Origin of the sequence: Paenibacillus sp. BSR1-1, from assembly GCF_030403775.1 — a bacterium.
In the GTDB taxonomy this organism is placed as follows: Bacteria; Bacillota; Bacilli; order Bacillales; family Cytobacillaceae; genus Neobacillus.
The window spans coordinates 1-22,579 of record NZ_JAQMWQ010000012.1; the positions used below are offsets into that span (position 1 = coordinate 1).

A 22,579-nucleotide genomic window follows, 5' to 3' on the forward strand; every position below is an offset into this window, starting at 1 on the left:
CTTGCATGTATTAGGCACGCCGCCAGCGTTCGTCCTGAGCCAGGATCAAACTCTCCAAGAAAGTTGATTAGCTCATAAAATAAAACGTTGGCTTCGTTTCAATAAGAAACGAATATTATTGTTTGTTGACGTTTTTGTTTGTTTAGTTTTCAAAGAGCAAGCTGTCGTTCAAAGACGACTTTATTAATATAACATTTCAAGTTGTCAAAGTCAACAACTTTTTTTATTTATCTTTCATCGCCTCGCTGACGACTTTTCCTATATTACAGGAGATTAATAGATTGGTCAATACCTTTTCAAAAAAAAATAAACTAATAATCTTTAAGAGGAAGACTTGAAGATGTGTTTAATGATATCCCTTGTGATATTCAAAATGAAATAGCCTATGCCGCTACCTAAGGATAAACAGCTGAATATGGGCGATAAAAATCATTCTCCGCCCTTAACTTTCCATTTTTTAATGAATATATTAATTTGAAATGACCAATTTGGAAGGGGCGTGAAGAAATGGGGAAAAAGGGACATGACAGTTCCGGACATAGCAGTTCCGGACATAGCAGTTCCAGGCATAGCAGTTCCGGACATGACAGTTCCGGACATAGCAGTTCCGGGCATAGCAGTTCCGGACATGACAGTTCCGGACATAGCAGTTCCGGGCATAGCAGTTCCGGACATAGCAGTTCCAGGCATAGCAGTTCCGGGCATAGCAGTTCCGGGCATAGCAGTTCCGGGCATAGCAGTTCCGGACATAGCCGCTGTAAAAACGACTGTAAGTGTGACTGTCTATGCCAGATTCTAAAGAATTTCATGCATAGTGAGGTAACCATTAGAACTACATCCGGAGACATTATAACTGGGGAATTGGAGAAAGTTACAAAGGACTGCTGCGTGAAAATTATTGAACCAGCAACTGTGTCACCTATTATTAGCGAGAGATTGACCGTCATCCGTTGTAAAGACATTGAAAGCTTCTCTGTTGATTTGCTTGCTTAATAAAATCAGCTTTTTCAGCAAGGCCGCGCTTTTTTATTCGCTGCCTTGCTTTTTATTTTGAAAAAACCTTTCAATTGATGAGGTGCTGCCAGCGAACAGGCTTCTTCTTCTTAAATGCGGCTCTTTTGCATCAGAATGATGGTGATTTTGTGCAGGGTATCGAACATATGCATAATGGTCCTTAGATAAAGAGTACATTTTCAGTCCATCTTCATAGCAAACCCGCTGAAAGCCGCTGTCTTCACCCAGATTTACCTTAGGAAAGCAGACTTTGTTAAAAATAGACTTCTTCCAAGCAAGTGTAGCCCCGTGTAAAAAATAGGAAGATTTATAAGGCCCTGCGTTTACAATCCATTTATTTTCATAATTAGGGTTATACAAGCGGACCTCATGGTTCTTTTTAAAATAGATATAAAAAGTACCTTTTCCAACGAGATCTGCCCCTGTAAGAACAAGCATCTCATACGCTTCCTTCAAATAATCGGCTCCATAATAATCATCATCATCCATCTTGGCAATATAATCATATTTCGCCACTTTAACACCTCTGTTTAAACACTCTCCTAAACTCATATCATCTGGAAAACATAGAATTTTCATCTGCTCATCAGGAACTGGATCTGCATGCAGGTCCAAGGAATTTAGGATCAAAATAAGCTCCTTATGGGCCAGAGTTTGTTTTTGGAAATTTTCAATTATAAGTTGTACAAATTCCTGCCGATTGGTGCAGGCTATAACGGATATCACAGTCTCTTTCCCCCCCTCAAAATTTTGCCGCTGGAAATTATCTATTTCCCAATATGTTCCCTTATGGTATACATCAAAACCGTGACCAATTCGCCCCCACCTACCCATACCAATCTTTATTTACCTCATAATATGTTAAAGACAGGAGAAATAGAGGTGAATCATGGAAAAGAAAGTGTTAATTACCGGCGTTGCAGGATTTTTAGGATCACACCTTGCGAAGGATTTACTCGCTGAAGGCTGTCTAGTTATAGGCATAGATAATCTTTATTCTGGAAAAATCACGAATATTATTGACCTGCCATATGACAGGTTCATATATAAAGAAATGGATGTGTGTTCGCAGAAGCTAATAACCGACCCTGACTTCAAGAACGTCCAAGAAATTTATCACCTGGCCTCCCCTGCTTCTCCCAAATATTATCAAGCTGCACCCTTCGAAACGATAAATGCAAACACAGTTGGTACGAAGAATATGCTGGAATTAGCGAAAAGACATCAAGCCAAATTGGTCTATACGAGCACAAGCGAGGCATATGGTGATCCTGAGGTCAATCCGCAGCCGGAAAGCTACCGAGGCAATGTGAATACATGGGGGCCAAGGGCTTGTTATGATGAAGCAAAACGTATGGGAGAGGTCCTGTGCTACTTGTATTTCAAGGAGTATCAGACAAAGGTAAAGGTGGCCCGCCTTTTCAATACGTATTCGGCGGGACTGGCCAATGATGATGGCCGGGTGATCTCGAACTTTGTTACCCAGGCATTAAAAGGGGAGGACATTACCGTTTATGGCAATGGGACACAAACCCGGTCGTTTTGCTATGTAACAGATACAATCCGCGGTTTGAAGCTTTTAATGGAAAAGGACGCTGCAAATGGGGAGATCATTAATATCGGTAACCCAGTTGAATATTCAATCCTGGAATTGGCCGAACGGGTCAAAAAGCTAACAGGTTCTGAAAGCACGATTACATTCCACCCGCTTCCCGAGGATGATCCCAATGTTAGAAGACCTGATATCCAAAAAGCGAAAAAAATATTAGGATGGGAACCAGTGACAGCATTAGAAGATGGGCTGAAGTTAACAGTTATGGAATATCAGAAAAAATTGAGTATATACTAGATGATTTGAAAAAATGAAGCATGGAGTCTCTGATCTCCATGCCTTTTTCATTTGATTTTTTCATTTCAATATGCAGTTTTTAAAGATAAACGTTTATTATAACGTATTCAGTAAAATATAATAATCTTTATTATATTTTAAATATCGGCTTCCAAAGCTCCTAATTATTTTGGTTGTATTATCATTATCTAGTATGATAATGGCATCTATCTTCCCATTTCTTATTTTTCGAATTGCAGAAGAAAGGTTACTGCTATTTTTATCAATGATACCAGTTACCTCTAATCCACTTAATGGGGCGACTTTTTGAATATAATTTTCACAGCTTCCCAGTTCCCCTATTACCATAACCTTGGGCGAATGTTGTTTTTGTTTACTTTTCATTCGATACACAGCCTTTGAAGCAGCTACTTGTATTTCATGAATCGTTTCAAAACCATTTTTGTGTGACAGTGAATTCTTCTGTATGCGATAATCCAGTAAAACCTTCGGAACTTTCTCCAAATCGCCTAGTTCTAATAGTTTTAGCCATAAATCATAATCATAAGCAATTTTATAGCCGGGATCGTATCCTCCCACTTCCGCAAAGGCACTTTTAGAGAACATAACAGAACTATGTGTTAAAGGGCAGCCCCAAAAAATAATTTTCCTGATTTCCTTTTTTGAAACATGATAATTTCTGCTTAATGTATATTCTTCATAGACATAATCTGGGACATCATCATCCCCGGAAATACATCTTACGAACGTTGCCACACCTACTAAATGCGGGTTTTCCTTAATGAATTTTACTTGTTCCTCTATTCTTGTTGGGTAACTATTGTCATCGGCATCCTGGATAGCAATCCATTGGCCGCTTGCTTCCTTAATCCCTAAGTTTAAGGCATTGGCCGCACCGCCATTTTGGTCTAAATGGATTACCTTAACTCTCTGGTCTTGGATCTCATCTAATATCTGTTTTGTTCTATCAGAAGAACCATCATTCACTATAATGAATTCCATTTCAGTATAAGTTTGAGCCAAAGCGTGATGGATTGCCTCTTGAAGAAATTTCTCTCCATTATGAACAGCCATTACCATAGAAACAAGCATATTTTCGGTCTCCATCCTTCCAATTAAATGCTCTTATTTAAAACACATGTATTGTTTAAAGCAGCCTATAATATTTTTTGACAGCCTTTTTTAAGAAGGTACTTCAGCTGCTCTACATTGTGATCACCGGTATTTTCTCTAAATAAACGAACCATGTTTTTATAAATCGGAATATCTTTCCATAAATCATCCGAGGAATTCCAAATGCTTAATAGAAAAATCTCAGGATCTTCCTTTCCAAACTTTTCAGCCAACAGACTGCTAAATGACACTAGGGTTTTGTAGGGCTTTCGATACTCATTAGGATGTTCTTGATGATAGCCGATTTCCTTTTCAATGATGACAAATTGGTAACCGCTTTGATATAACCGATATCCAAGCTCCCAATCTTCACCAGAACCTCTAATTAACCTTTCATCAAATTGTCCAATTTTTTCAAATGCTGATTTTTCCACGGAAACATTACGTGTAATAAATAATAACCATGGTGCAACGGTTAAATCATAAAATTCTTTTCTTAACGAATCATCCATTCCATCATATATGGACAAGATTTTATATACTTTGTCAAAATTATTTCTAATGTCCTCCTGTGTTAGGACGGAGGTGATCTCGTCTGCTTTATTATAGGAGTTCTTCCACAGCCCTGTTCTTTTAAGCGATTGTTTCATAATAGAAGATTCCCAATTGGAAAAACTCGGAAAACATTGACTATATATGCCTTTATAGCAATACGGAGTTCCTGATACAACTGCATTTTCGTGTTTTAAGTGTAATTGGTAATGCGTCTCAATAAAATTAGGAAGAACTAAATAATCTGCATCACAAAAAATGATATACTTCCCCGTTGCTTTTTGAATTCCGGCATTTCTAGCTGCCCCTGGTCCTTTTCTATTCTCTAATGACACGAAGGAAAATGGATAGGACGCTTCTGCTGAATAATGTTTCAAAACTTCAACAGTTTTATCGGTTGAAGCATCATTTATGACTATTACCTCGAAAGGGAGTGGATTGATTTGTTTTTCAAAAGAGGTCAAGGTAAGAAGTAATTGCTCAGCCCTGTTATACACAGGAATGACTACGCTAAACAATAATTCCATGAATCTCACATCCTTGGATTTACTTAAAATGTTCAACTGTCCAAGACAGTATATGATAGAAGGAATTAACCGGTGTAAGACCTAAAAGAAATGAAAATCGTAATAGGTTTATGTTATGGTCCACTTTAAAAAATCAGTATTGATTCAGTAACATGTTCTTTCAAATAGGAATAGTTAATATGTACGGAAACGTGAAAGCAAAAAAATAAAATGAGGGGAATTTTTTGAGCAATATACTGCCGCCTATTGGAATCTATAACTCAGTAAAGGAATGGATTCAAGCGAATCCCGGTTCTTTTTCTCAGGGAGTGATTTTTAAGGAAATTTATCAAGCATCCTCTTTTTCAAGGCGAATTAAATATCCTCCGATACGCTATCCAATCAAATTAGAAGGAGGATCAGTCGGAGTGATACCCGGAGGCCGTGTGTGCGGGCTGAATGGAGCGATTTTAACCCCTGATAATCATCTGATTTGGGATGTTTCATTAGAATTTGTACATCCACGCTCCAATCATTCGATTTTTAAAGAGAAAGAATTGCCGCCGATTTCTCAACATGTTGAAAAGGCTGTAGATCTAACCCATATAGTGGGAGGGAATTATTATCATTGGATGTATGAGACACTTCCCCGTATTCACTTGCTGAAACAGAGCGGAATCAATGCTGATTTGTTTATTGTGAAGCCGGAACCCCGTGTTTTTCCTTTTCAGATTGAGACACTAAATGAATTAGGTATAACTGCGGACCAGCTGATCAAAACACATAGCACGTTTCATATTGAAGCGGAAAATTTGATTGTTCCTTCCCAGCCATCATTTGCAACAAAGTGGGCATATGATTTTTTAAGGTGTACTTTTTTAAAAGATAGCAGTGCGACGCCATATGATCAAAAAAGAATCTATATTACCAGAAGATGGTCAAGAAAAATTTTAAACGAAGACCACTTGATGGAGGTACTGACGAAATACGGCTTTATTAAAATCGAACTGGAAACCCTCTCAGTCGCTGAACAGGCGAAGCTTTTTTCAACTGCTGAAGCGATTGTTGCACCACATGGAGCAGGATTGGTCAATTTGACCTTTTGCCAGCCAGATACAAAGGTGGTTGAAATTTTTCCGCCAACCTATATAACTCCCCTATATTGGGCAATCAGTTCATTTGGAAACCTGAACTATCGTTCTTTTATTGGTCTTAAAGATCCTGAAAAGTCACCTCATGGTTGGAATGGCCTTGATAATATAACAATAAACATTCCAAAATTCACAGCTCTCTTGAGAAACATAAAATTATAATAAAAACAATCCGCCTTATTGGTGCGGATTGTTTTTTTCTTTATATCCGTTGGGATGCTTTTGATACCAGTTCCAGGCTGTCTCGATGGTTGTCTTGATATCGTATTTCGCAGACCAGCCCAGCATGTCTTTTATTTTTCTTGAGGAGGCCACTAAGCGGGGAGGATCACCTATTCTCCGCGGTTGCATTTTCACATAGGCTTTGACTCCAGTTACTTGCTCACAGAGTTTTATCATTTCTAGAACGGAGACGCCTCTTTCATTTCCTAAATTGAAGGTTTCAGCAATCTTTTGACTGCTGCTTTGCAGTAAATATTCAAGTGCTAAAATATGCCCCTCCGATAAATCGGTAACGTGAATATAGTCGCGGATGCATGTGCCATCCGGCGTCGGGTAATCATCTCCAAAAATTTCAATATATGGCGTTTTCCCCTGTAAATGCCCTAATATATTCGGAATTAAATGAGACTCAGGATTATGGTCTTCACCGATTTCACCGGTGTGATGTGCTCCAGCGACATTAAAATACCTGAGCGTGATATATTGAAAATCATATATTTCTGAGATACTGTTTAATATGGTTTCTATCATTAACTTTGACTTTCCATAAGGATTAATGGGGTTGGGAGTCAAGAATTCAGTGATTGTTTCTTGATTAGGGATTCCGTATGTTGCACACGTCGAAGAAAAAATAAAACTCCTTATCTTGTGTTCAATCATTTTATGAAGTAATTGGACTGTGTTTGAAACATTATTATGATAGTATTTAAGTGGAAAATTAACGGATTCCCCCACGAGACAGCTGCCCGCAAAATGCATGACTGCCTTTATAGGATAAGCTGCAAAGATCTCTTCGAGCACCCCCCGATCTCCCATATCTCCCCGAATAAATATTGCCCTTTCGTCAACGCTCTCCACATGTCCAGTTGATAAATTATCAAGCACTAAAACAGAGTACCCTTTATCCGCCAGGTCGCGGACGACATGACTGCCGATATAACCGGCTCCCCCTGTGATGAGAATCATGTTCTCCCCGCCTCTTTTTTCAATAGTTGGCAATACCTATATAATAAAATCCTAAGTTCTCCATTTGAACTTTTTCAAGCATATTCCTGCCGTCAAATATATATGGCTGCTTCATTAAAGGCTTGAGGTTTCCCCAATTGATGCGCTTATATTCCTCCCAATCGGTGCAGATAACAATCGCATCGGCGCCACTGATTGTATTTTCTACTGTTCGGCATTGGTGAGGCCATAAATTTACGATAGGGTCATGTACCTTGATATTTGCCTGCTCCTCTAGCAATCTATCAATCAGGGTGATGCTTGGCGACTCCCTTGTATCATCGGTATTCGCTTTAAACGCTAAGCCAAGCACGGCAATCGTTTTATTTTTCAACTCGCCACCCAAGGCATCCTTTATTTTGTCGATAAAATACAGCGGCTGCTCTTCGTTCACTTTCACCACTCTCTCGAGTATTGTCATGGGCCGGCCCTTTTCGTTTGCAATCTGAATTAACGCATTCACGTCTTTTGGAAAACAAGAGCCCCCATAACCCATACCAGCACGGAGGAACTGTGGTCCAATCCGCGGGTCAAGTCCAATTCCCTGAGAGACATCATTCACATTAATACCTAATTCATCACACAATCGAGACAGCTCATTGATATAGGAAATTTTCAAGGCGAGGAAGGAATTTGAGGCATACTTGATCATTTCGGAGGCTTTCGGGTTGGTTTCGACGATAGGACAATGGAAGTTTTTATATAATTCTTTCATGATCGTTCTGGCTGCTTCGCTTTCTGTGCCGATGACAATTCGATCCGGGTTTAGTGCATCCTGAAGGGCGGAGCCTTCGCGGAGAAATTCAGGATTTGAGACAACATCGAATGGAATCTGAGCCGTTTGCTTGGATTGGATCCACCCCGTCACCAATTCCACCGTCCCGACGGGCACAGTGCTTTTCGTTACTATGACTTTATAGGTGTTAATATTTTGACCGATGGATTCAGCAGCTTTTCTGACAAAGGTTAAATCAGCGTTTCCGTCTGTTCCTTTTGGAGTTCCTACGCAAATGAAGATTACATCATTTTCCTTAATGGCCTTTTCTGTCTGATTGGTGAATGCAATATTTTGGGCTTGGATATGCTTTTTTAGAAGCTCCTCAAGACCAGGTTCATAGAAATATAGATTCCCTTCTTGCAAGGAGCGTATTTTGTGTTCATCAAGATCCAGTCCGGTTACCTTGTGGCCCATCTCGCAAAAAATCAGCCCTGTAGTCGTCCCCACATATCCTGTTCCGACTATTAAAATGTTCACAGATCCTTATCCTCCCTTAGTCCGCAAATATGATTAATCAGCGCAACGTACTCTGAACTTTTAGCGATATCAAAGCACATGCCGTCAATTTCAAGTCCATAGCTTGGATAATCATTCGCCATCGCTTTAATCGCATCTGTTAATTGGATCTCCCCGGCAACACCGGGCTTTACATTCTCAAGATAGCGAAAGATTTCAGAGTCAAAAATATACCTTCCGATAACCGCCAAATTCGAAGGCGGAGATTCCTGCGGCTTTTCGACAATGTCCTTGATGATATATTGGTTATCCTTTAATGTTTCCGGCTGAATCACTCCATAGTTTTTCAGCTCCGGAGCAGATATTTTTTTCACACCAATGACATTCCTCTTATATACGCTGAACAAATCGATTAACTGTTTTAACGGTTCACTTTTTTCTGAAAGAATAATCTCATCCGGCAGCAAGACCGCAAATGGTTCCTTACCAACGAAGTGCTTCCCTAACAAAACGGCATCACCCAGCCCGCGGGGATACTGCTGTCGAACATATTGAAAATGCACATCAGGAAGACTGATTTCCTTCAATAGATGCGTTTTATCTTTTTGTTCTAAGTAGGTTTCCAATTCTACCGATCGATCGTAGTAATCCAGAATCATGTTCTTAGACCTGGATACAACGACTAAAATCTGCTCAATCCCTGATTTGATGGCTTCTTCAACCAGGAAATCAATGGCGGGTCGTCCACAAATCGGCAACATCTCTTTTGGCAATACCTTTGTAATTGGCAAGGTTCTGGTTCCATACCCTGCTGCAGGAATAATGGCCTTTCTAATCATGACACCCCTTCCCTCCTTACGAACTAGTATTACTATATTCCTGAGTAGATTTGGAGGAAGGTTGTCCAACATAGAAAGGGCGATAAAATAGGTAGTGTACAAGGTACTGCAGACTGAATTTGCGAGTTGATAATTAGGTTGCCGCCTCAAAAAATAGGGGCCTATTAACAGGCCCCTTCTGATATTAGAATTTAGATCCACCCTTTATTCTGGGCGATGGCGGCTGCTTCAGTTCGGTTTTTGGCGTCGAGTTTGTGGATAATTTCGGAGATGTAGTTGCGGACGGTGCCAGATGATAAATAGAGTTCGGATGTGATTTCTTTTGTTGTTTTCCCTAAAGCTGCTAATCTAAGAATCTCTTGTTCTTTGGGAGTGAGCGGGTTTTCCTCACGGATGACGGTAAAGGTGAGCTCCGGGCTGAATACGCGTTTTCCCGCTGTCACCTGACGGATCGAATCCGCCAGCTCTTCTATCTCCCCGTCCTTAAGCAAATAACCGTGAACACCAATTTTTACGGCTCTTTCAAAATAGCCTGGGCGGGCGAAGGTGGTGAGAATGATGACTTTACTAGGGGCAGCCAGCCGTGCCAGTTCCTCCGCTACCTCGAGCCCATTCATTACAGGCATTTCAATATCCATTAAACAAACATCCGGCTTAAGCTCAAGGATAGAAGCAAGTGCTTTTTCCCCATTCATCGCCTGGCCGACTACCTTCATATCCTTCTCTAAATCTAGTAACGACCCGAGTGCTCCTAGGAGCATTCGTTGGTCCTCCGCGATAAATAAGCGAATCAGACCGCAGCACCTCCTGCCTTTTTAATAATTGGAACGATCATTTCTAAAACAGCGCCATTATGATTCGATAGGTTTAGTGAGCCCTCGATAAGGGCGAGCCGCTCTACCATCCCGTTCAAGCCATTACCGTACTGGTTGTTTTTCCCTGAGACCCCCATCCCATCGTCATGAATCACGACCTTCATTTTTTCAGATGATAGATTGATGGAAACGGAACAATGGGTTGCCCGGCTGTGTTTTACGACATTTGTCGCTGCTTCCCGTACACACATCCCGACGATATTTTGTGTAAATGGGGGGATTTTTGAAAAGTCATGATCTCCAGCGTATTGATAGGTAATTCCCACCGCCCGCAAAATTTGCTGGATTTGGATGAGTTCTTCCGCAATGGTCGCTGCCCGCATGTCCGTTACAAGCTCGCGCACCTGCTTAAGCGCTGCCCTTGATGTCGTTTCCATTTCCTTTGCTTCAAGTCGTGCCCTTTCTGGATCAACAGCGGTCAGCCGCTGCACAAGCTGGCTTTTCAGGGTCAGCAAGGACAACGTATGACCAAGCGTATCATGAAGGTCACGGGCAATCCGCACCCGCTCCTCCCGCTTCACCAATTCTTCGATTTGCTTATTGGCTTTATCGAGCTCCTTTTCCAGTTCCATCCTCCGGTTCATCGAGCGGATGCCAAATGGCGAAATCAGCATGATGATGAGAAATGGAACAAAATAAATGAGCTCAGCAAACGTGAAAAATGTATTTGTCTTTATTACCTGAAAAGCAAACGGGAATATTTCCACGTATGTGAGGCAGATAAGACCTCGGTAGAAAACTCGTTTATCTCGATACCAGCCGATAAAATTCGCCGGGAAAAATCCTAGAAACATATAGTTTAAATGATAAAATAACGTCAAAATAAAAACGATTCCCATTTGCAAAGCAAGCCAGTAGGTGAACCTTCTTTTTCCCATTGAAAAATAAAGCTGGCGGTACGTCACCAAAAATAGCAGCACCATCCCAAACCCAAGCAGCTGCTTCACCCCTGCCTCCTTCGTCAGATAGTAAATCGGAAATCCGATATAAATGAGGAAGATATAGGGGAAGAAGCCGAATTGCCGAGGGAATAGGCTAAACGACTTTTTCATCCTTCATCACACCGCTTCTTGTTTTCTTCTAATATACTTTGATAGTAGCATGAACAAGACTAAATAGGCGATCAAAACCAGAATATTTTTCCAATCCGGCATGTTGCCGCGAACAATCTCCCACGCGCCATTGCCAAAATTATAGGATGGCAGCCACTTCCCAATGGCCTGCATCATTTTCGGCATAATCTCAAGCGGCATCCATAGCCCGCCTGTAATCGCGAGCACCATATAAAGGACATTGCTGACACCTGCTGCTGTTTCTACTTTTTTCATCATTCCGACGAGAGTTCCAATTGCCAGAAATGGCAGCGAGCCGAGCAAAATCCAGGCACCGCTCATGACCCATTCAGCAGCGGTAAGGGAAACATCATTGATTAAAGCCCCGGCGATAAAAATAATCGTGATCGAAAAGGCATGAATGACGCTTTGCCCGACCATTTGCGCGGCAAAATAAACGCCGTCTGATAAGGGGGTAATTCGAATAAATGTTGACCAGCCTTGAGAACGCTCCTGCACCATCCGGATTCCGAGCGTCATCATCGATGAGCCCATCACACTGAACACCGTCATCGACATGAGGTAATGTGCCTGCCACTCTGCTAGATCCGGTGCATTCTTATTGACAACATTCGTGAAAATATAATAGAAAAGAATCGGCATCACTAGTGACCAAAACACGAAATAGCGATTCCTTAACACACGAATAATCTCTGTTTTACATTGCATTTGAAATACTTTCATCTTATATAGCCTCCTTGTCGTTACCCGTTAATTGTTCAAATGCTTCCTCCAGCTTGCCGCGTTCAATTTGGATATCCCGCGCACCGATTTTTTCTTGAAAAATTAATTCAAGAACTCGGTCCGTATTCGTCGACTGCACGTAAACCCGGTTATCTTTTCGATAAATATCATCGATTTCACTGTGAAGATACAACTTTTCTAAAGATAGTTCCGGATCGACAATAAAGGACACTGACTGCTTGGAAATTCTCGCTTTGATTTGCTGCGGTGTTCCGTCCGCCACGATGCTGCCGTCTTTAAAAAGGAAAATCCGATCGGCTGCGTCATCGGCTTCCTGGAGGTAATGGGTTGAAAAAATAATGGTTTTGCCTTGTTCAGTCAAAGCCCGAACCGTGTGCCAAAAGCGGTTTCTTGAAGTAATATCCATCCCGACGGTCGGTTCATCGAAAATAATCAATTCTGGATTTCCTGCCAGAGCAAGTGCAAAACTAAGACGGCGTTTTTGTCCGCCTGATAATTTTTCCGCCCGGGTTTTAAGGTCCTGTTCTGTAAGTCCCGTTAAATTGATGAGTTCCTCCAGGTCGAGCGGTTTTGGATAATAGCTTCTGATTAATTGAAGAATTTCCCGAACCTTTAGGCCCGTCATCACACTGACCTCCTGCAGCATCGTCCCTATTTTTTCGCGGACTTGCTTTTCATGAGGTTCGAGGTTAAACAGACGAATCTCCCCGGCAGTTGGTTTGAGGAGCCCTAAGATCATCGAAATCGTCGTCGTTTTCCCAGCACCATTCGGACCAAGTATCGCCACGACTTCTCCTTGGCCAATTGAAAAAGATACATTATTTACAGCTGTTTTATGTTGAAAGGACTTTGTCACATTTGTTAAGGTTAAAATTGCGTTCATGTTTCGAACACCTCCTGCTTTCTTGATTTCATTGTACGTTGGAGGGGTGGGGAATTTTAGTAAGCAGTGTCATTAAAATGAGGTGACATTTGTCATATTGTTTTATGGGGTTTACGCAAACATAATCCATACCAGTGGTTTGGCATTTGGATGATAGTGACTGAATAGGCAAAAAGTCTTGCTGGTTTATTCACAGGTTTTAAGGCAGTTACCAACAGTTATAGGCTTGCTATCCACACATCACCGCAAAATATCCACACTTTTCAGACTTTTATACACAAATAATGTGCATAACTATAATTATCCGATCAATATCCACTGATGTATCCACAATCTTGTTAGACTTATCCACTTTTTCCAGCGGTTTATCCACAAAATCCGTTGGACTATCCACATTCTCACGTTTATTTGTCCACAATACGCAAAAAAAAGACCCAGAACGTTGTCTAGGTCTTTGGGCTAATCTGATGATTATGTGGTGGAAGAGTTATTTTCGCTGGAATCGTTTTGGTCGACAATTTCCTCTAGCTCGCCCGTATCGCCTTTTGCATTGATGATTTCAAATATTTGATTTAAGCCATCGCTAATTTTATCCTCATCTTTTTTCATTTTAACAGCCCTCCTCTTTTATTTTTTAGGATGGCCAAAAGAATAGGAAACTATGACAAATAATGTCGATAACATTCAGAAACCACTTGACAATATTCGTCTTTTTTCACGGCTATCATTTGCTATCTTTAAAGAAATACTAGTAGGGGGCAAGAGGATGGAGTTTGAGATTTTGTTAGATGCCATTTTAGGAGAACGACGAATTTTTCACATAATTGAATGCCCTGTTTGCGGATTAGAAGAAATTTATTATGAACATCATGTAACGAAAAGACTGCTTGGACGAGCCTGTTCCTGCTGTAACTTTGTACAAAGATTTTCATAAAAAAAGCCTGGAGTCCCAGGCTTTTTTTGACAACGATTACATTTTTGCTCCTAGCTCCACGGCTTTGCTATTATGGTAGCTTGATTTCACCCGTAACTTCATTCTTAATTCCTCATCAAGGCAATCCTGCTGCAGGATTTCATTGTGGCGGTACTGGATTAAATGATAAAAATATTTGCCTCGAATAAACATTTTCAACACATGATAACCCCCCAATTGTGGTTTACATAAATCGCAGGAGTACGTCGTGTTCGGTAACTGGCTAGCATTGTCGTTAGACATTAGCCCCTGTAGTTTTGCGTCACCACTTTTCAATGGCTTTGCCGTTTCGTACGATTTATGTGTTTATCAAAAATATATCCAACAAATTTATAAATGAAAAGTGTCTTAGGACCCAACAGGTGGGTATTTTTCTATTTTCCGCCAGGATGATTGTTTCTAAATAAGACTTGTGAGGTTTTAAGTCTATTAATAGTGTCCATGATGATAACAGGATTTAATTTTTAAAAAAAGGAAGTTATTCATGTTAAAATTATGGTCCCTTACTTTTTGTCTTGTACTGACGGCTCTCCTGTTAGCAGGCTGCATGGAAAAATTGCATTTTGCGCAGGAAGAGGAAAAAATCGCTTTGAACAAACCATCATCATCTACGAACAAGACCCGCTCACAATCCTTGGATAGCATCTCTGTTGTCGCCAATCCAGAAAGTATCCCCGTTCTTGTCAATAAACAGAATAAATTGCCGGAAAATTATTTGCCGGAGGATTTAGTGGATGCGAATATCCCGTTTATTTTTAAAGAAAAATCCGAGAAGCGAAAAATGCGTGAGGCAGCAGCGTCCTCGATTGAAAAACTTTTCATTGGTGCTAAAAAACAAGGGGTAAATCTTTTAGGAGTTTCGGCTTATCGTTCACACCATGCTCAAACGGCTTTGTTCAATAGCTATGTAAAGCAAGATGGCTTTGAAAAAGCATCAACCTATAGTGCGGTTCCCGGTACAAGCGAACATGAAACTGGGCTTGCCATTGATGTGACCGGCGGGGATGGCAAGTGTGCGGCGGAGGAATGCTTTGGAGGAACAAAAGAGGCAATATGGCTTCAGAAGCATGCTGCTGATTACGGCTTTATTATCCGCTATCCGAAAGGAAAGAGTGCAATCACCGGCTATACCTACGAGCCTTGGCATCTTCGCTATGTCGGAAAAACGATGGCTAAAAAAATCATGTCGCGTGACATTACCCTGGAGGAGTACTATCACACTGTGCCGGTTAATAATTAAAAGAGGTCTCCATCTGGAGACCTCTTTTGTGTTATTTTCCTTTTATCTCTAATAATTTTATTTTTAGGTCGTTTTCCATTGTGGCAAGTTCTTGTTCAGCAGCTCGGCGTTTGTGGCGGCCTTCCTCTTGAATTCGCAAAGTTTCTTCGAGTGTGGAGATGAGGTTTTCCTGGGTCTTCTTAAGTGTTTCAATGTCAACAAGGCCGCGCTCGTTTTCTTTCGCTGTTTCAATCGTATTTGTTTTTAACATTTCAGCATTTTTTAACAGCAGTTCATTCGTTGTTTTGGAGACCTGCTTTTGTGCCTCTACCGCATGACGCTGGCGGATTAATGTTAAGGCAATGGCCACTTGGTTTTTCCAAAGAGGAATCGCGGTCATGATCGACGATTGAATTTTTTCCACTAATGCCTGGTTCGTGTTTTGAATCAGGCGGATTTGCGGTGCACTTTGAATTGTAATTTCCCGGCTCAGCTTCAAATCATGAAGCCGTTTATCCAAGCGGTCGGCAAATTGAATCATATCGTTGACCTCTTGAAACTTCATCTGATCATTGGATGCCTGTGCAGCCTGCCTTAACTGCGGGATAATTTTTTCATTCATTTCCTCAAGCTTGATTTCCCCAGCCGCAATATAGACATTCAAGGCATGAAAATATTCTTTATTCGTTTCATATAACTGCTCAAGCAGCTTGATATCAGACAATAGGACATTTTTGCTGCGGTCAAGCTTCACACTGATTCGATCAATTTGCGCCCCAGTTTTTTGATATTTGGAGAGAACCTCCTGTATGGAACCGGAAATTTTTCCAAACATACGTGCAAACAAGGATGGCTTCCCATCCTTTAGATCATCCGGATTCACTTCATTCAGGCGCTTCATTAAGTCGCTGATAATGTCTCCGATTTCGCCGACATCCTTTTTCTGAACGTGCTCGAGCATCGTGTGCGAAAAACTGAGGAGCTTGCCCTGGGCCTGTGTGCCGTATTGAATCATCGCCTGATGGTTGGCGGGATCAATTTGCTCGGCAATCTGATAGGCTTTTGCCCGGTGCTCCTCTGGAATGACGTCAATTAACTTGACCGGCTTTGGTTCCCCTGTCTGCGGAACCGGACTTTTTGACGGCGTGAGTCCGTCGCCAAAGGGATCAGCAAGGATATCATCTAATAAGCTGCCCGATGTATTGGGTTGAATTGAGTTGTTTTCGCTCATTTTAGCCACCTATTCTCTTCAGGAAATTTAGAGTCCTTTTGTTTTTTGATTGTATGCTTTGCGACATCTATTTCGAAATTTAAAGTATCGATATCATCCGATATGACGTGGTATAAATCCTCTTCCAAGACCCTTGTCATTTCATTTAAGGTTCGGCGTGTTTCAAGTAAGGACTGGTCCAGCTCCATGCTTTTTTTCGGCTGAGTGGAAAGGAAATTATATTTTTCAGTCAGTTCCACCACGGAATCCAAATGAGAAAAATAAAAAGGCTCCGCCTGGTAAAAACGCTTCGGCTCTTTTAGGGTCATCTTGTGTATTTTTTTGGTGATTCTTAGGATATCGATTCTCTGCTTTACAGATGAAATATCGCGGATCGTGAAAAGGTTTTTATTCAAGCGATGGATTTTTTGCTTGGCTTCCTTTAGATTTTTCTTAATGTAGCGATATTCCTTGCTTGAAAGCTGATGCTTTTTTAAAAAGTTCTTGTTCATGAACAGCCCAAGTATTAGGTGGCTTAAAACACCGCCAGCAATCGCATAGCCCAGGGATGGCAGGAAGTGCTGATCAAGCGCTAAATAGCTAATTAACCCGGTTAAAACGGTAACAGGGACAGCCACAAATGAACGAATGATTAATGAAAGGATAGGGTTCATAAAAATCGACTCCTGACTAGGTTTCCTTTATATTAATACGAATAAAATCAATAGAATGTTTCACATTCTTGTAATTTGTACCAAAAGAAATGATTTCCATCTACTACTTCCACAATACATGAAAAAACTCCTGCCCGCCATAGACCTCAAACGGAAAGAAAACTAGGACTTGAGACGTATTTTGGACATTCTTTCAAAGGGAGAAGAATTCACCATTTTCTAATAATATGGGCTCCAATCCAAGAATTATCTAAAAAGGTACATAGGCTAATTACGATTATGAGGAGAAAGGAGATCGTATGAATTATCCTTATAGAATGCCCGTAGAGAGTTATCATGGAAATCATCACTATGCACAACATCATCATGGAGACCATCAATATGGACACCATCATGGGGGCCATCAATATGGACCCCAAACCAATTCCCATTTCGGTCTTGGTCAAGTTGGTAAAGGGCTCCTGGGTCTTGGTTTAGGATATTTAGGCTCCGGACTGCTAGGAGGAATTGGGACTGGTGGATTTGGCGGTTATGGCGGCTTCCCAGGTTACGCCCCTGGGCCGGGTGGTGGAATTTATGGCTATGCCCCAGGTGCTGGCGGAGGTTTTCCCGGTCTAGGAAATATCGGTTACCCAGGATATGCACCGAATATTAACCCCTACACATTAAGCAGCTACGGCACCTGGTCCCCACAAGAATACGGCCTGCCGAGATACTAGGTTTTTAATAGTGACGTTCTTTTAATGGTGTCATTTAATGTCTTTCAATGGTGTCATCAATGGTGTCAGGCACCGCTCGTGGACAGTTAGGCTAAATTATCCATCCCACGCGGACAAATAAAAAAAGAAGGGCATGTTGACCGATTGGATATGGTGCCGGTCTGCTGCTCTTCTTTTTGTTTATTTCTCATAGAGTTCGATTGGCAGTCCGTCTGGGTCGGGGAAGAAGGTGAATTTCTTGTTGGTCACAGGGTCGATTCGGATCGCCTCAACATTTATTTGGTGTTTTTTAAAGTAGGCTGCTGCCTCTTCTATATCGTCCACTTCAAAGGCAATATGTCTTAAACCGGCGGCTTCGGGGTAGCCTGGCCGTGCTGGCGGGTTTGGAAATGAAAACAGTTCAATCTGATACTGTCCATTTATTTCTAAATCCAGCTTATAGGAATCTCTGTCCCCTCGATAAACCTCGTTTATTGGGTTCATCCCTAAAATCCGTACATAAAAATCCTTCGACTTTTCATAATTAGTACAAATGATTGCAATGTGATGAATTTTATTAAACTTCATGAATGGCCACCTCTTTTCTTCAGAATTCGATAAATAAACAGCCCACCTGTCTTGTCTTCTAAACAAGACAGGTGGGCTGATAAACCTTACATAATACTAGTACTTTCCCAGCTTACGCCATGTCGGCAGGTCGTTGTTCGCTTCTTCCGAAGTGATAAAGAATCGCTTCGACAATTCGTTTGGAGGCGAATCCGTCTCCGTATGGATTGGAGGCTTTCGCCATTTGGTCATGGGCAGACTTATTAGACAATAATTCATCTGCCAGCCCAAAGATGGTTTCTTCATCTGTACCTGCCAGCTTCAATGTCCCCGCTGCAATTCCTTCAGGCCGCTCGGTTGTATCGCGTAAAACAAGAACAGGAACCCCCAAAGATGGCGCCTCTTCCTGAACCCCGCCGGAATCAGTCAAAATTAAATAGGCCCGTGAAGCAAAGTTATGGAAATCAATTACATCCAACGGCTCAATCAGCTGAATTCGATCGTTTTCTCCCAATACCCGATTAGCAATTTCACGAACCACCGGGTTCATGTGCACTGGATAAACGACTTGTACATCAGCATGTTTATCCACTACTCTGCGAATCGCACGGAACATGTTTTCCATCGGTTCACCGGTGTTTTCTCTTCGGTGGGCCGTCATTAAAATTAATCGATCATCCCCAAGCTTATCCAAAACAGGATGGGAGTAATTCGTTTTAACCGTTGTTTTTAAGGCATCGATCGCGGTATTTCCTGTTATAAAAATAGCTTCTTCTTTTTTATTTTCTACTAAAAGATTTTGCTTTGATTGTACTGTTGGCGAAAAATGAAGATCAGCTAATACACCTGTCAGCTGGCGGTTCATTTCCTCTGGGTATGGTGAATATTTGTTATGTGTGCGTAGTCCTGCTTCCACATGACCTATCGGAATTTGATTATAAAAAGCCGCTAAACTCGCCACAAATGTTGTCGTTGTGTCACCATGAACGAGAACGATATCGGGTTTTACCTTCGCCATTACATCATTAAGCCCCTCTAAGCTTCGAGTGGTCACATCAATCAAGGATTGGCGTTCCTTCATTACATTTAAATCATAGTCAGGTGTAATTTCAAAAATATTTAAGACCTGATCCAGCATTTGGCGGTGCTGGGCTGTTACCGTTACAATCGATTGAATTTGATCAGGATGTTTTTCTAATTCTTTGACAAGCGGAGCCATTTTAATTGCCTCCGGTCTTGTTCCAAATACGGTCATTACCTTCAATTGATTTGTCATAAAAACCTCCAAAGAATATATGTACTATCATTATACAACTCACTATTAATATTTAAAAATTGACAGTCAAATATAGCCCAACTATCATGATATCAAATTTCACTAGCTGGCAAAAGCAATAACAAATCGAAAGCGGTTTCTAGGGTATTTTTAATAAAAAAATTCACCTCAGCCGAAGCCCTGTCCAAATACTCCTCTTTTGCATATATAAATAATAAAGGAGAGGACAAGCCATGAATATTATTCAACGACTCATTCCTGCCTCCAATACCGAAACCCGTCCTGGGTTAAAAATGGATCCAAAATACATTACTATTCATGAAACTGATAATACGAGTATAGGGGCGGATGCGGAGGCACATGCGAGATTACAAGAACGCGGGAATACCCGTACCGCGTCCTGGCATTTGCAGGTTGATGACCATGAAATCATTCAGTCCATTCCCTTCGATGAAGTGGCCTGGGCTGCCGGAGATGGACGGGATGGGCCTGGGAATCGAACATCCATCCATATCGAAATGTGTGTGAATGCGGACGGAAATTATGAACAAACCGTTACGAATACAGTCGAAGTTGTTAAATACTTAATGAACCTATTTAATATAGCAATCGATCACGTTGTCCCTCATAAGCATTGGACGGGTAAGAACTGCCCAAGAAATCTATTGCCTCGATGGGATGACTTTATTAAACGATGCCAAATAGCTGATGGCTGGGTAAAACCAGGTGCACAGTGGTTTTTTTATAAAAATGGCCAAAAACAAACTGGCTGGATAAAGGACAAGAGTAAATGGTATTTTCTCGATACCAATAGTGTTATGCAAATCGGCTGGGTGAACGTAGATAGTAAGTGGTATTTTCTAGATGAAAATGGGGTCATGCAGACAGGCTGGAAAAAGGTGAAGAATAAATGGTATTACATGGCCAATGATGGATCGATGCAAACCGGCTGGATTAAATTAGATTCTAAATGGTATTTCCTAAAACCAAACGGTGAAATGGCTATTGGCTGGATTCAGGATGATAATAAGTGGTATTACATGGCCAATGATGGATCGATGCAAACCGGCTGGATTAAATTAGATTCTAAATGGTATTTCCTAAAACCAAACGGTGAAATGGCTATTGGCTGGATTCAGGATGATAATAAGTGGTATTATCTTGATTATCCTAATGGGGTTATGATTACAGGTACCCATGTAATTAGTGGTGTCGAATATACTTTTGGGACAGATGGGGCTTTAATTGAAAAGGAAGAAACCCAGGAGCCTCCTCCAAACGGTGGAGTTGCAGAAACATCTGCTACAACAAATCAAACAGGCGATACCTCAAGCGAATTAGATATTCCATTCGGCAGTCAAAATACTAACACAACGAATGAAGAGCCTGCTCCTTAGGAGTTTGGCTTTTTTATTATGGCTATTTTCGCATAAATTGTTGTTTTTCGTATAAGTTTCTCAACCCGTATAACTAGTAGCTTCGGGGCATCTTTTCGTTAGAACATTTGCGAAAATTGCCCAGAAACTTAGTAAATGGACCACATTAGTTTCAAAAACAACAAAGTTTACGAAAAGAGCCTTATTTATTAAACTCATTGAATTTTAATAAAAGAACAATGGGAATTAATTACTATAGATGATAAAATAAATGAAAACTTCATAGTATAATTAGAATATATTTTATATAACTCCTATACTCGAATTCACTAGATTCCTTTTTTTAACGAGACTAAACAACAATACCTCTAAGACACAGCGTATTTCACCAAGAACCATACCTACGATCATCCGTACATATTACCTATCACGATTGTCCACTCAGGGCGGACAAATTCACCAAAGTGTCCACGAACGGTGCCTGACACCATTTGGCATCATATTATTATGGGGGTTTAATTATATGAGATCTCAGGAGAAGAGAAGTAGAAAGTGGTTAAAGGTGACGGGGATTATTTTATTACTAATCTTTGTTGCTGTGGGTGTTTATAGTTACACGGTTTATAAATCTTTAAAAACTGCGGTAGTAACGATGCACCAGCCGATTGAGCGAATCCAGCCGGAAAAGCGGGAATTGCCGGTAGCATTGGAAAAAAAGGTGCCCTTCTCCGTCTTAATGCTGGGTGTTGATGAACGAAAGGGTGACAAAGGGCGTTCTGATACAATTATTGTGCTCGCCGTGAATCCCAATAATAACTCAGTAAAAATGCTAAGTATCCCGCGAGATACTCGTACGGAGATAGTCGGAAAGGGGAAAGAGGATAAAATAAACCATGCTTATGCTTTCGGCGGGGTTCCCATGTCTATGGCTACCGTTGAAAATTTCCTCGATATCCCAATTGATTATTATATGAAGATTAATATGGAAGGTTTTAAGGACCTTGTCGATGCGGTTGGCGGGGTAAACGTCCAAAATGATTTTGAATTCGATCAGTATGGTTTTCATTTTGGAAAAGGAGATATTACCCTAGACGGTGAACAGGCTTTAATATTTTCTAGAATGCGATATGAGGATCCGCGCGGGGACTTTGGCCGTCAATCAAGGCAGCGGGAAATCATTAAAGCGGTCATTAATGAGGGGGTAAGCGTATCAAGCTTAACGAATTTTTCTGATATATTTACAGCCCTTGGAAAAAATATTAAGACAAATCTGACCTTTGATCAAATGGTTGATATCCAGAAAAACTATCGAGAAGCCGGAAAGAACATTCAACAGATGGAAATAAAGGAAACAGGCACAATGATCAACAAAATCTATTATGGCATAGTAACAGCTGCAGAAAAACAAAGAATCCAAACCGAACTAAAGATGCAATTAGAATTAGAAGCGAAATAAGATAATTGAAAGGGATAACAAAAAAAGTATTAAAACACTTTTAAAGTCATCCCTTTTTTATTTTGGATGG

General features: G+C 40.9%; 25 protein-coding genes, 1 rRNA gene and 1 riboswitch. Of the genes, 9 read left to right on the forward strand and 17 right to left on the reverse strand.

Annotated elements, in window-relative coordinates:
- Nucleotides 1-61, reverse strand: a 16S ribosomal RNA gene (locus PH210_RS16765); the annotation flags it as partial.
- Between the two features lie 462 nt (nucleotides 62-523).
- Between PH210_RS16765 and PH210_RS16770 the strand changes: the two genes are divergently transcribed.
- Nucleotides 524-799 (forward strand): hypothetical protein, encoded by a 276-nt coding sequence (locus PH210_RS16770; protein WP_289987109.1) that lies wholly within the window; start codon nucleotides 524-526, stop codon nucleotides 797-799.
- A 62-nt stretch (nucleotides 800-861) separates the two neighbouring features.
- The gene (locus PH210_RS16775; protein ID WP_289987111.1) at nucleotides 862-993 is read left to right on the forward strand and encodes a hypothetical protein; all 132 of its coding nucleotides are present in this window, start codon (nucleotides 862-864) and stop codon (nucleotides 991-993) included.
- A gap of 33 nt (nucleotides 994-1,026) precedes the next feature.
- On the opposite strand, the gene PH210_RS16780 is transcribed toward PH210_RS16775, so the two are convergent.
- Complete coding sequence (locus tag PH210_RS16780) at nucleotides 1,027-1,740, reverse strand: glycosyltransferase (protein ID WP_289987113.1); 714 nt, start codon at nucleotides 1,738-1,740, stop codon at nucleotides 1,027-1,029.
- Nucleotides 1,741-1,903: 163 nt separating this feature from the next.
- Here PH210_RS16780 and PH210_RS16785 point away from each other — a divergent pair, with 163 nt between their 5' ends.
- Nucleotides 1,904-2,863: an NAD-dependent epimerase/dehydratase family protein gene (locus PH210_RS16785; RefSeq protein ID WP_289987114.1), complete on the forward strand. Its 960-nt coding sequence runs from the start codon at nucleotides 1,904-1,906 to the stop codon at nucleotides 2,861-2,863.
- Between the two features lie 96 nt (nucleotides 2,864-2,959).
- Here the strand turns inward: PH210_RS16785 and PH210_RS16790 are convergent, their stop codons facing one another.
- Both PH210_RS16790 and PH210_RS16795 read right to left on the reverse strand, forming a co-directional pair.
- Nucleotides 2,960-3,955, reverse strand: coding sequence for a glycosyltransferase family 2 protein (locus tag PH210_RS16790; RefSeq protein WP_289987116.1), 996 nt, complete (start codon nucleotides 3,953-3,955; stop codon nucleotides 2,960-2,962).
- Between the two features lie 65 nt (nucleotides 3,956-4,020).
- Complete coding sequence (locus PH210_RS16795; protein WP_289987119.1) at nucleotides 4,021-5,055, reverse strand: glycosyltransferase family 2 protein; 1,035 nt, start codon at nucleotides 5,053-5,055, stop codon at nucleotides 4,021-4,023.
- Nucleotides 5,056-5,279: 224 nt separating this feature from the next.
- On the opposite strand from PH210_RS16795, the gene PH210_RS16800 reads away from it, so the two are divergent.
- On the forward strand, nucleotides 5,280-6,347 hold the full coding sequence (locus PH210_RS16800; RefSeq protein ID WP_289987121.1) for a glycosyltransferase family 61 protein: 1,068 nt from the start codon (nucleotides 5,280-5,282) through the stop codon (nucleotides 6,345-6,347).
- A gap of 15 nt (nucleotides 6,348-6,362) precedes the next feature.
- Here PH210_RS16800 and galE read toward each other — a convergent pair whose 3' ends face one another.
- The 8 genes from galE to PH210_RS16840 form a co-directional block, all read right to left on the reverse strand.
- Nucleotides 6,363-7,373 carry a UDP-glucose 4-epimerase GalE gene (gene galE / locus PH210_RS16805; RefSeq protein ID WP_289987124.1) on the reverse strand — a complete coding sequence of 337 codons (1,011 nt, stop codon included), beginning with the start codon at nucleotides 7,371-7,373 and terminating at the stop codon, nucleotides 6,363-6,365.
- A 19-nt stretch (nucleotides 7,374-7,392) separates the two neighbouring features.
- Nucleotides 7,393-8,667 (reverse strand): UDP-glucose dehydrogenase family protein, encoded by a 1,275-nt coding sequence (locus PH210_RS16810; RefSeq protein WP_289987126.1) that lies wholly within the window; start codon nucleotides 8,665-8,667, stop codon nucleotides 7,393-7,395.
- On the reverse strand, nucleotides 8,664-9,485 hold the full coding sequence (locus PH210_RS16815; RefSeq protein ID WP_289987127.1) for a UTP--glucose-1-phosphate uridylyltransferase: 822 nt from the start codon (nucleotides 9,483-9,485) through the stop codon (nucleotides 8,664-8,666). Before PH210_RS16815 ends, PH210_RS16810 begins: the two co-directional genes overlap by 4 nt.
- A gap of 191 nt (nucleotides 9,486-9,676) precedes the next feature.
- The gene (locus PH210_RS16820; RefSeq protein WP_289987320.1) at nucleotides 9,677-10,279 is read right to left on the reverse strand and encodes a response regulator transcription factor; all 603 of its coding nucleotides are present in this window, start codon (nucleotides 10,277-10,279) and stop codon (nucleotides 9,677-9,679) included.
- Complete coding sequence (locus tag PH210_RS16825) at nucleotides 10,276-11,412, reverse strand: sensor histidine kinase (RefSeq protein ID WP_289987128.1); 1,137 nt, start codon at nucleotides 11,410-11,412, stop codon at nucleotides 10,276-10,278. The genes PH210_RS16820 and PH210_RS16825 overlap by 4 nt, the downstream gene beginning before the upstream one ends.
- Before the next feature lie 6 nt (nucleotides 11,413-11,418).
- Nucleotides 11,419-12,156, reverse strand: coding sequence for an ABC transporter permease (locus tag PH210_RS16830; protein WP_289987129.1), 738 nt, complete (start codon nucleotides 12,154-12,156; stop codon nucleotides 11,419-11,421).
- A gap of 1 nt (nucleotide 12,157) precedes the next feature.
- On the reverse strand, nucleotides 12,158-13,060 hold the full coding sequence (locus PH210_RS16835) for an ABC transporter ATP-binding protein (protein WP_289987130.1): 903 nt from the start codon (nucleotides 13,058-13,060) through the stop codon (nucleotides 12,158-12,160).
- Between the two features lie 471 nt (nucleotides 13,061-13,531).
- Nucleotides 13,532-13,669, reverse strand: a complete 138-nt coding sequence (locus PH210_RS16840) for a hypothetical protein (protein WP_289987132.1) — start codon at nucleotides 13,667-13,669, stop codon at nucleotides 13,532-13,534.
- Between the two features lie 157 nt (nucleotides 13,670-13,826).
- Between PH210_RS16840 and PH210_RS16845 the strand changes: the two genes are divergently transcribed.
- Nucleotides 13,827-13,994: an acyltransferase gene (locus tag PH210_RS16845; protein WP_289987133.1), complete on the forward strand. Its 168-nt coding sequence runs from the start codon at nucleotides 13,827-13,829 to the stop codon at nucleotides 13,992-13,994.
- 36 nt (nucleotides 13,995-14,030) lie between these two features.
- On the opposite strand, the gene PH210_RS16850 is transcribed toward PH210_RS16845, so the two are convergent.
- Nucleotides 14,031-14,195 carry a hypothetical protein gene (locus tag PH210_RS16850; RefSeq protein ID WP_223594270.1) on the reverse strand — a complete coding sequence of 55 codons (165 nt, stop codon included), beginning with the start codon at nucleotides 14,193-14,195 and terminating at the stop codon, nucleotides 14,031-14,033.
- 49 nt (nucleotides 14,196-14,244) lie between these two features.
- Nucleotides 14,245-14,329: riboswitch (cyclic di-GMP riboswitch) on the reverse strand.
- Nucleotides 14,330-14,517: 188 nt separating this feature from the next.
- On the opposite strand from PH210_RS16850, the gene PH210_RS16855 reads away from it, so the two are divergent.
- The gene (locus PH210_RS16855) at nucleotides 14,518-15,273 is read left to right on the forward strand and encodes a M15 family metallopeptidase (protein WP_289987136.1); all 756 of its coding nucleotides are present in this window, start codon (nucleotides 14,518-14,520) and stop codon (nucleotides 15,271-15,273) included.
- Between the two features lie 31 nt (nucleotides 15,274-15,304).
- Here PH210_RS16855 and PH210_RS16860 read toward each other — a convergent pair whose 3' ends face one another.
- Together PH210_RS16860 and PH210_RS16865 are read right to left on the reverse strand one after the other, a co-directional pair.
- Nucleotides 15,305-16,483, reverse strand: a complete 1,179-nt coding sequence (locus PH210_RS16860; RefSeq protein ID WP_289987137.1) for a toxic anion resistance protein — start codon at nucleotides 16,481-16,483, stop codon at nucleotides 15,305-15,307.
- Complete coding sequence (locus PH210_RS16865) at nucleotides 16,480-17,136, reverse strand: 5-bromo-4-chloroindolyl phosphate hydrolysis family protein (RefSeq protein WP_289987139.1); 657 nt, start codon at nucleotides 17,134-17,136, stop codon at nucleotides 16,480-16,482. Before PH210_RS16865 ends, PH210_RS16860 begins: the two co-directional genes overlap by 4 nt.
- A gap of 299 nt (nucleotides 17,137-17,435) precedes the next feature.
- Between PH210_RS16865 and PH210_RS16870 the strand changes: the two genes are divergently transcribed.
- A complete protein-coding gene (locus PH210_RS16870) occupies nucleotides 17,436-17,855 on the forward strand; it encodes a hypothetical protein (RefSeq protein WP_289987142.1) in 420 nt (139 codons plus the stop codon).
- Between the two features lie 180 nt (nucleotides 17,856-18,035).
- Here PH210_RS16870 and gloA2 read toward each other — a convergent pair whose 3' ends face one another.
- Together gloA2 and wecB are read right to left on the reverse strand one after the other, a co-directional pair.
- Complete coding sequence (gloA2, locus tag PH210_RS16875; protein WP_289987143.1) at nucleotides 18,036-18,422, reverse strand: SMU1112c/YaeR family gloxylase I-like metalloprotein; 387 nt, start codon at nucleotides 18,420-18,422, stop codon at nucleotides 18,036-18,038.
- Nucleotides 18,423-18,534: 112 nt separating this feature from the next.
- Nucleotides 18,535-19,677, reverse strand: a complete 1,143-nt coding sequence (gene wecB / locus PH210_RS16880; protein WP_289987146.1) for a non-hydrolyzing UDP-N-acetylglucosamine 2-epimerase — start codon at nucleotides 19,675-19,677, stop codon at nucleotides 18,535-18,537.
- A 233-nt stretch (nucleotides 19,678-19,910) separates the two neighbouring features.
- Between wecB and PH210_RS16885 the strand changes: the two genes are divergently transcribed.
- Both PH210_RS16885 and tagU read left to right on the forward strand, forming a co-directional pair.
- Nucleotides 19,911-21,074, forward strand: a complete 1,164-nt coding sequence (locus PH210_RS16885; protein ID WP_289987147.1) for an N-acetylmuramoyl-L-alanine amidase — start codon at nucleotides 19,911-19,913, stop codon at nucleotides 21,072-21,074.
- Nucleotides 21,075-21,576: 502 nt separating this feature from the next.
- Entirely contained in the window at nucleotides 21,577-22,509 is a 933-nt protein-coding gene (gene tagU / locus PH210_RS16890) for a polyisoprenyl-teichoic acid--peptidoglycan teichoic acid transferase TagU (RefSeq protein WP_289987149.1), read from the forward strand.
- Nucleotides 22,510-22,579: the final 70 nt, after the last annotated feature.

Coding starts and splice junctions, on each gene's coding strand:
- PH210_RS16770 (WP_289987109.1), top strand. CDS start 524: ATGACAGTTCCGGACATAGCAGTTCCGGACATAGCAGTTCCAGGCATA.
- PH210_RS16785 (WP_289987114.1), top strand. CDS start 1,904: ATGGAAAAGAAAGTGTTAATTACCGGCGTTGCAGGATTTTTAGGATCA.
- PH210_RS16790 (WP_289987116.1), bottom strand. CDS start 3,955: ATGCTTGTTTCTATGGTAATGGCTGTTCATAATGGAGAGAAATTTCTT.
- PH210_RS16795 (WP_289987119.1), bottom strand. CDS start 5,055: ATGGAATTATTGTTTAGCGTAGTCATTCCTGTGTATAACAGGGCTGAG.
- galE (WP_289987124.1), bottom strand. CDS start 7,373: ATGATTCTCATCACAGGGGGAGCCGGTTATATCGGCAGTCATGTCGTC.
- PH210_RS16815 (WP_289987127.1), bottom strand. CDS start 9,485: ATGATTAGAAAGGCCATTATTCCTGCAGCAGGGTATGGAACCAGAACC.
- PH210_RS16825 (WP_289987128.1), bottom strand. CDS start 11,412: ATGAAAAAGTCGTTTAGCCTATTCCCTCGGCAATTCGGCTTCTTCCCC.
- PH210_RS16830 (WP_289987129.1), bottom strand. CDS start 12,156: ATGAAAGTATTTCAAATGCAATGTAAAACAGAGATTATTCGTGTGTTA.
- PH210_RS16835 (WP_289987130.1), bottom strand. CDS start 13,060: ATGAACGCAATTTTAACCTTAACAAATGTGACAAAGTCCTTTCAACAT.
- PH210_RS16840 (WP_289987132.1), bottom strand. CDS start 13,669: ATGAAAAAAGATGAGGATAAAATTAGCGATGGCTTAAATCAAATATTT.
- PH210_RS16845 (WP_289987133.1), top strand. CDS start 13,827: ATGGAGTTTGAGATTTTGTTAGATGCCATTTTAGGAGAACGACGAATT.
- PH210_RS16855 (WP_289987136.1), top strand. CDS start 14,518: ATGTTAAAATTATGGTCCCTTACTTTTTGTCTTGTACTGACGGCTCTC.
- PH210_RS16860 (WP_289987137.1), bottom strand. CDS start 16,483: ATGAGCGAAAACAACTCAATTCAACCCAATACATCGGGCAGCTTATTA.
- PH210_RS16865 (WP_289987139.1), bottom strand. CDS start 17,136: ATGAACCCTATCCTTTCATTAATCATTCGTTCATTTGTGGCTGTCCCT.
- PH210_RS16870 (WP_289987142.1), top strand. CDS start 17,436: ATGAATTATCCTTATAGAATGCCCGTAGAGAGTTATCATGGAAATCAT.
- gloA2 (WP_289987143.1), bottom strand. CDS start 18,422: ATGAAGTTTAATAAAATTCATCACATTGCAATCATTTGTACTAATTAT.
- wecB (WP_289987146.1), bottom strand. CDS start 19,677: ATGACAAATCAATTGAAGGTAATGACCGTATTTGGAACAAGACCGGAG.
- PH210_RS16885 (WP_289987147.1), top strand. CDS start 19,911: ATGAATATTATTCAACGACTCATTCCTGCCTCCAATACCGAAACCCGT.
- tagU (WP_289987149.1), top strand. CDS start 21,577: ATGAGATCTCAGGAGAAGAGAAGTAGAAAGTGGTTAAAGGTGACGGGG.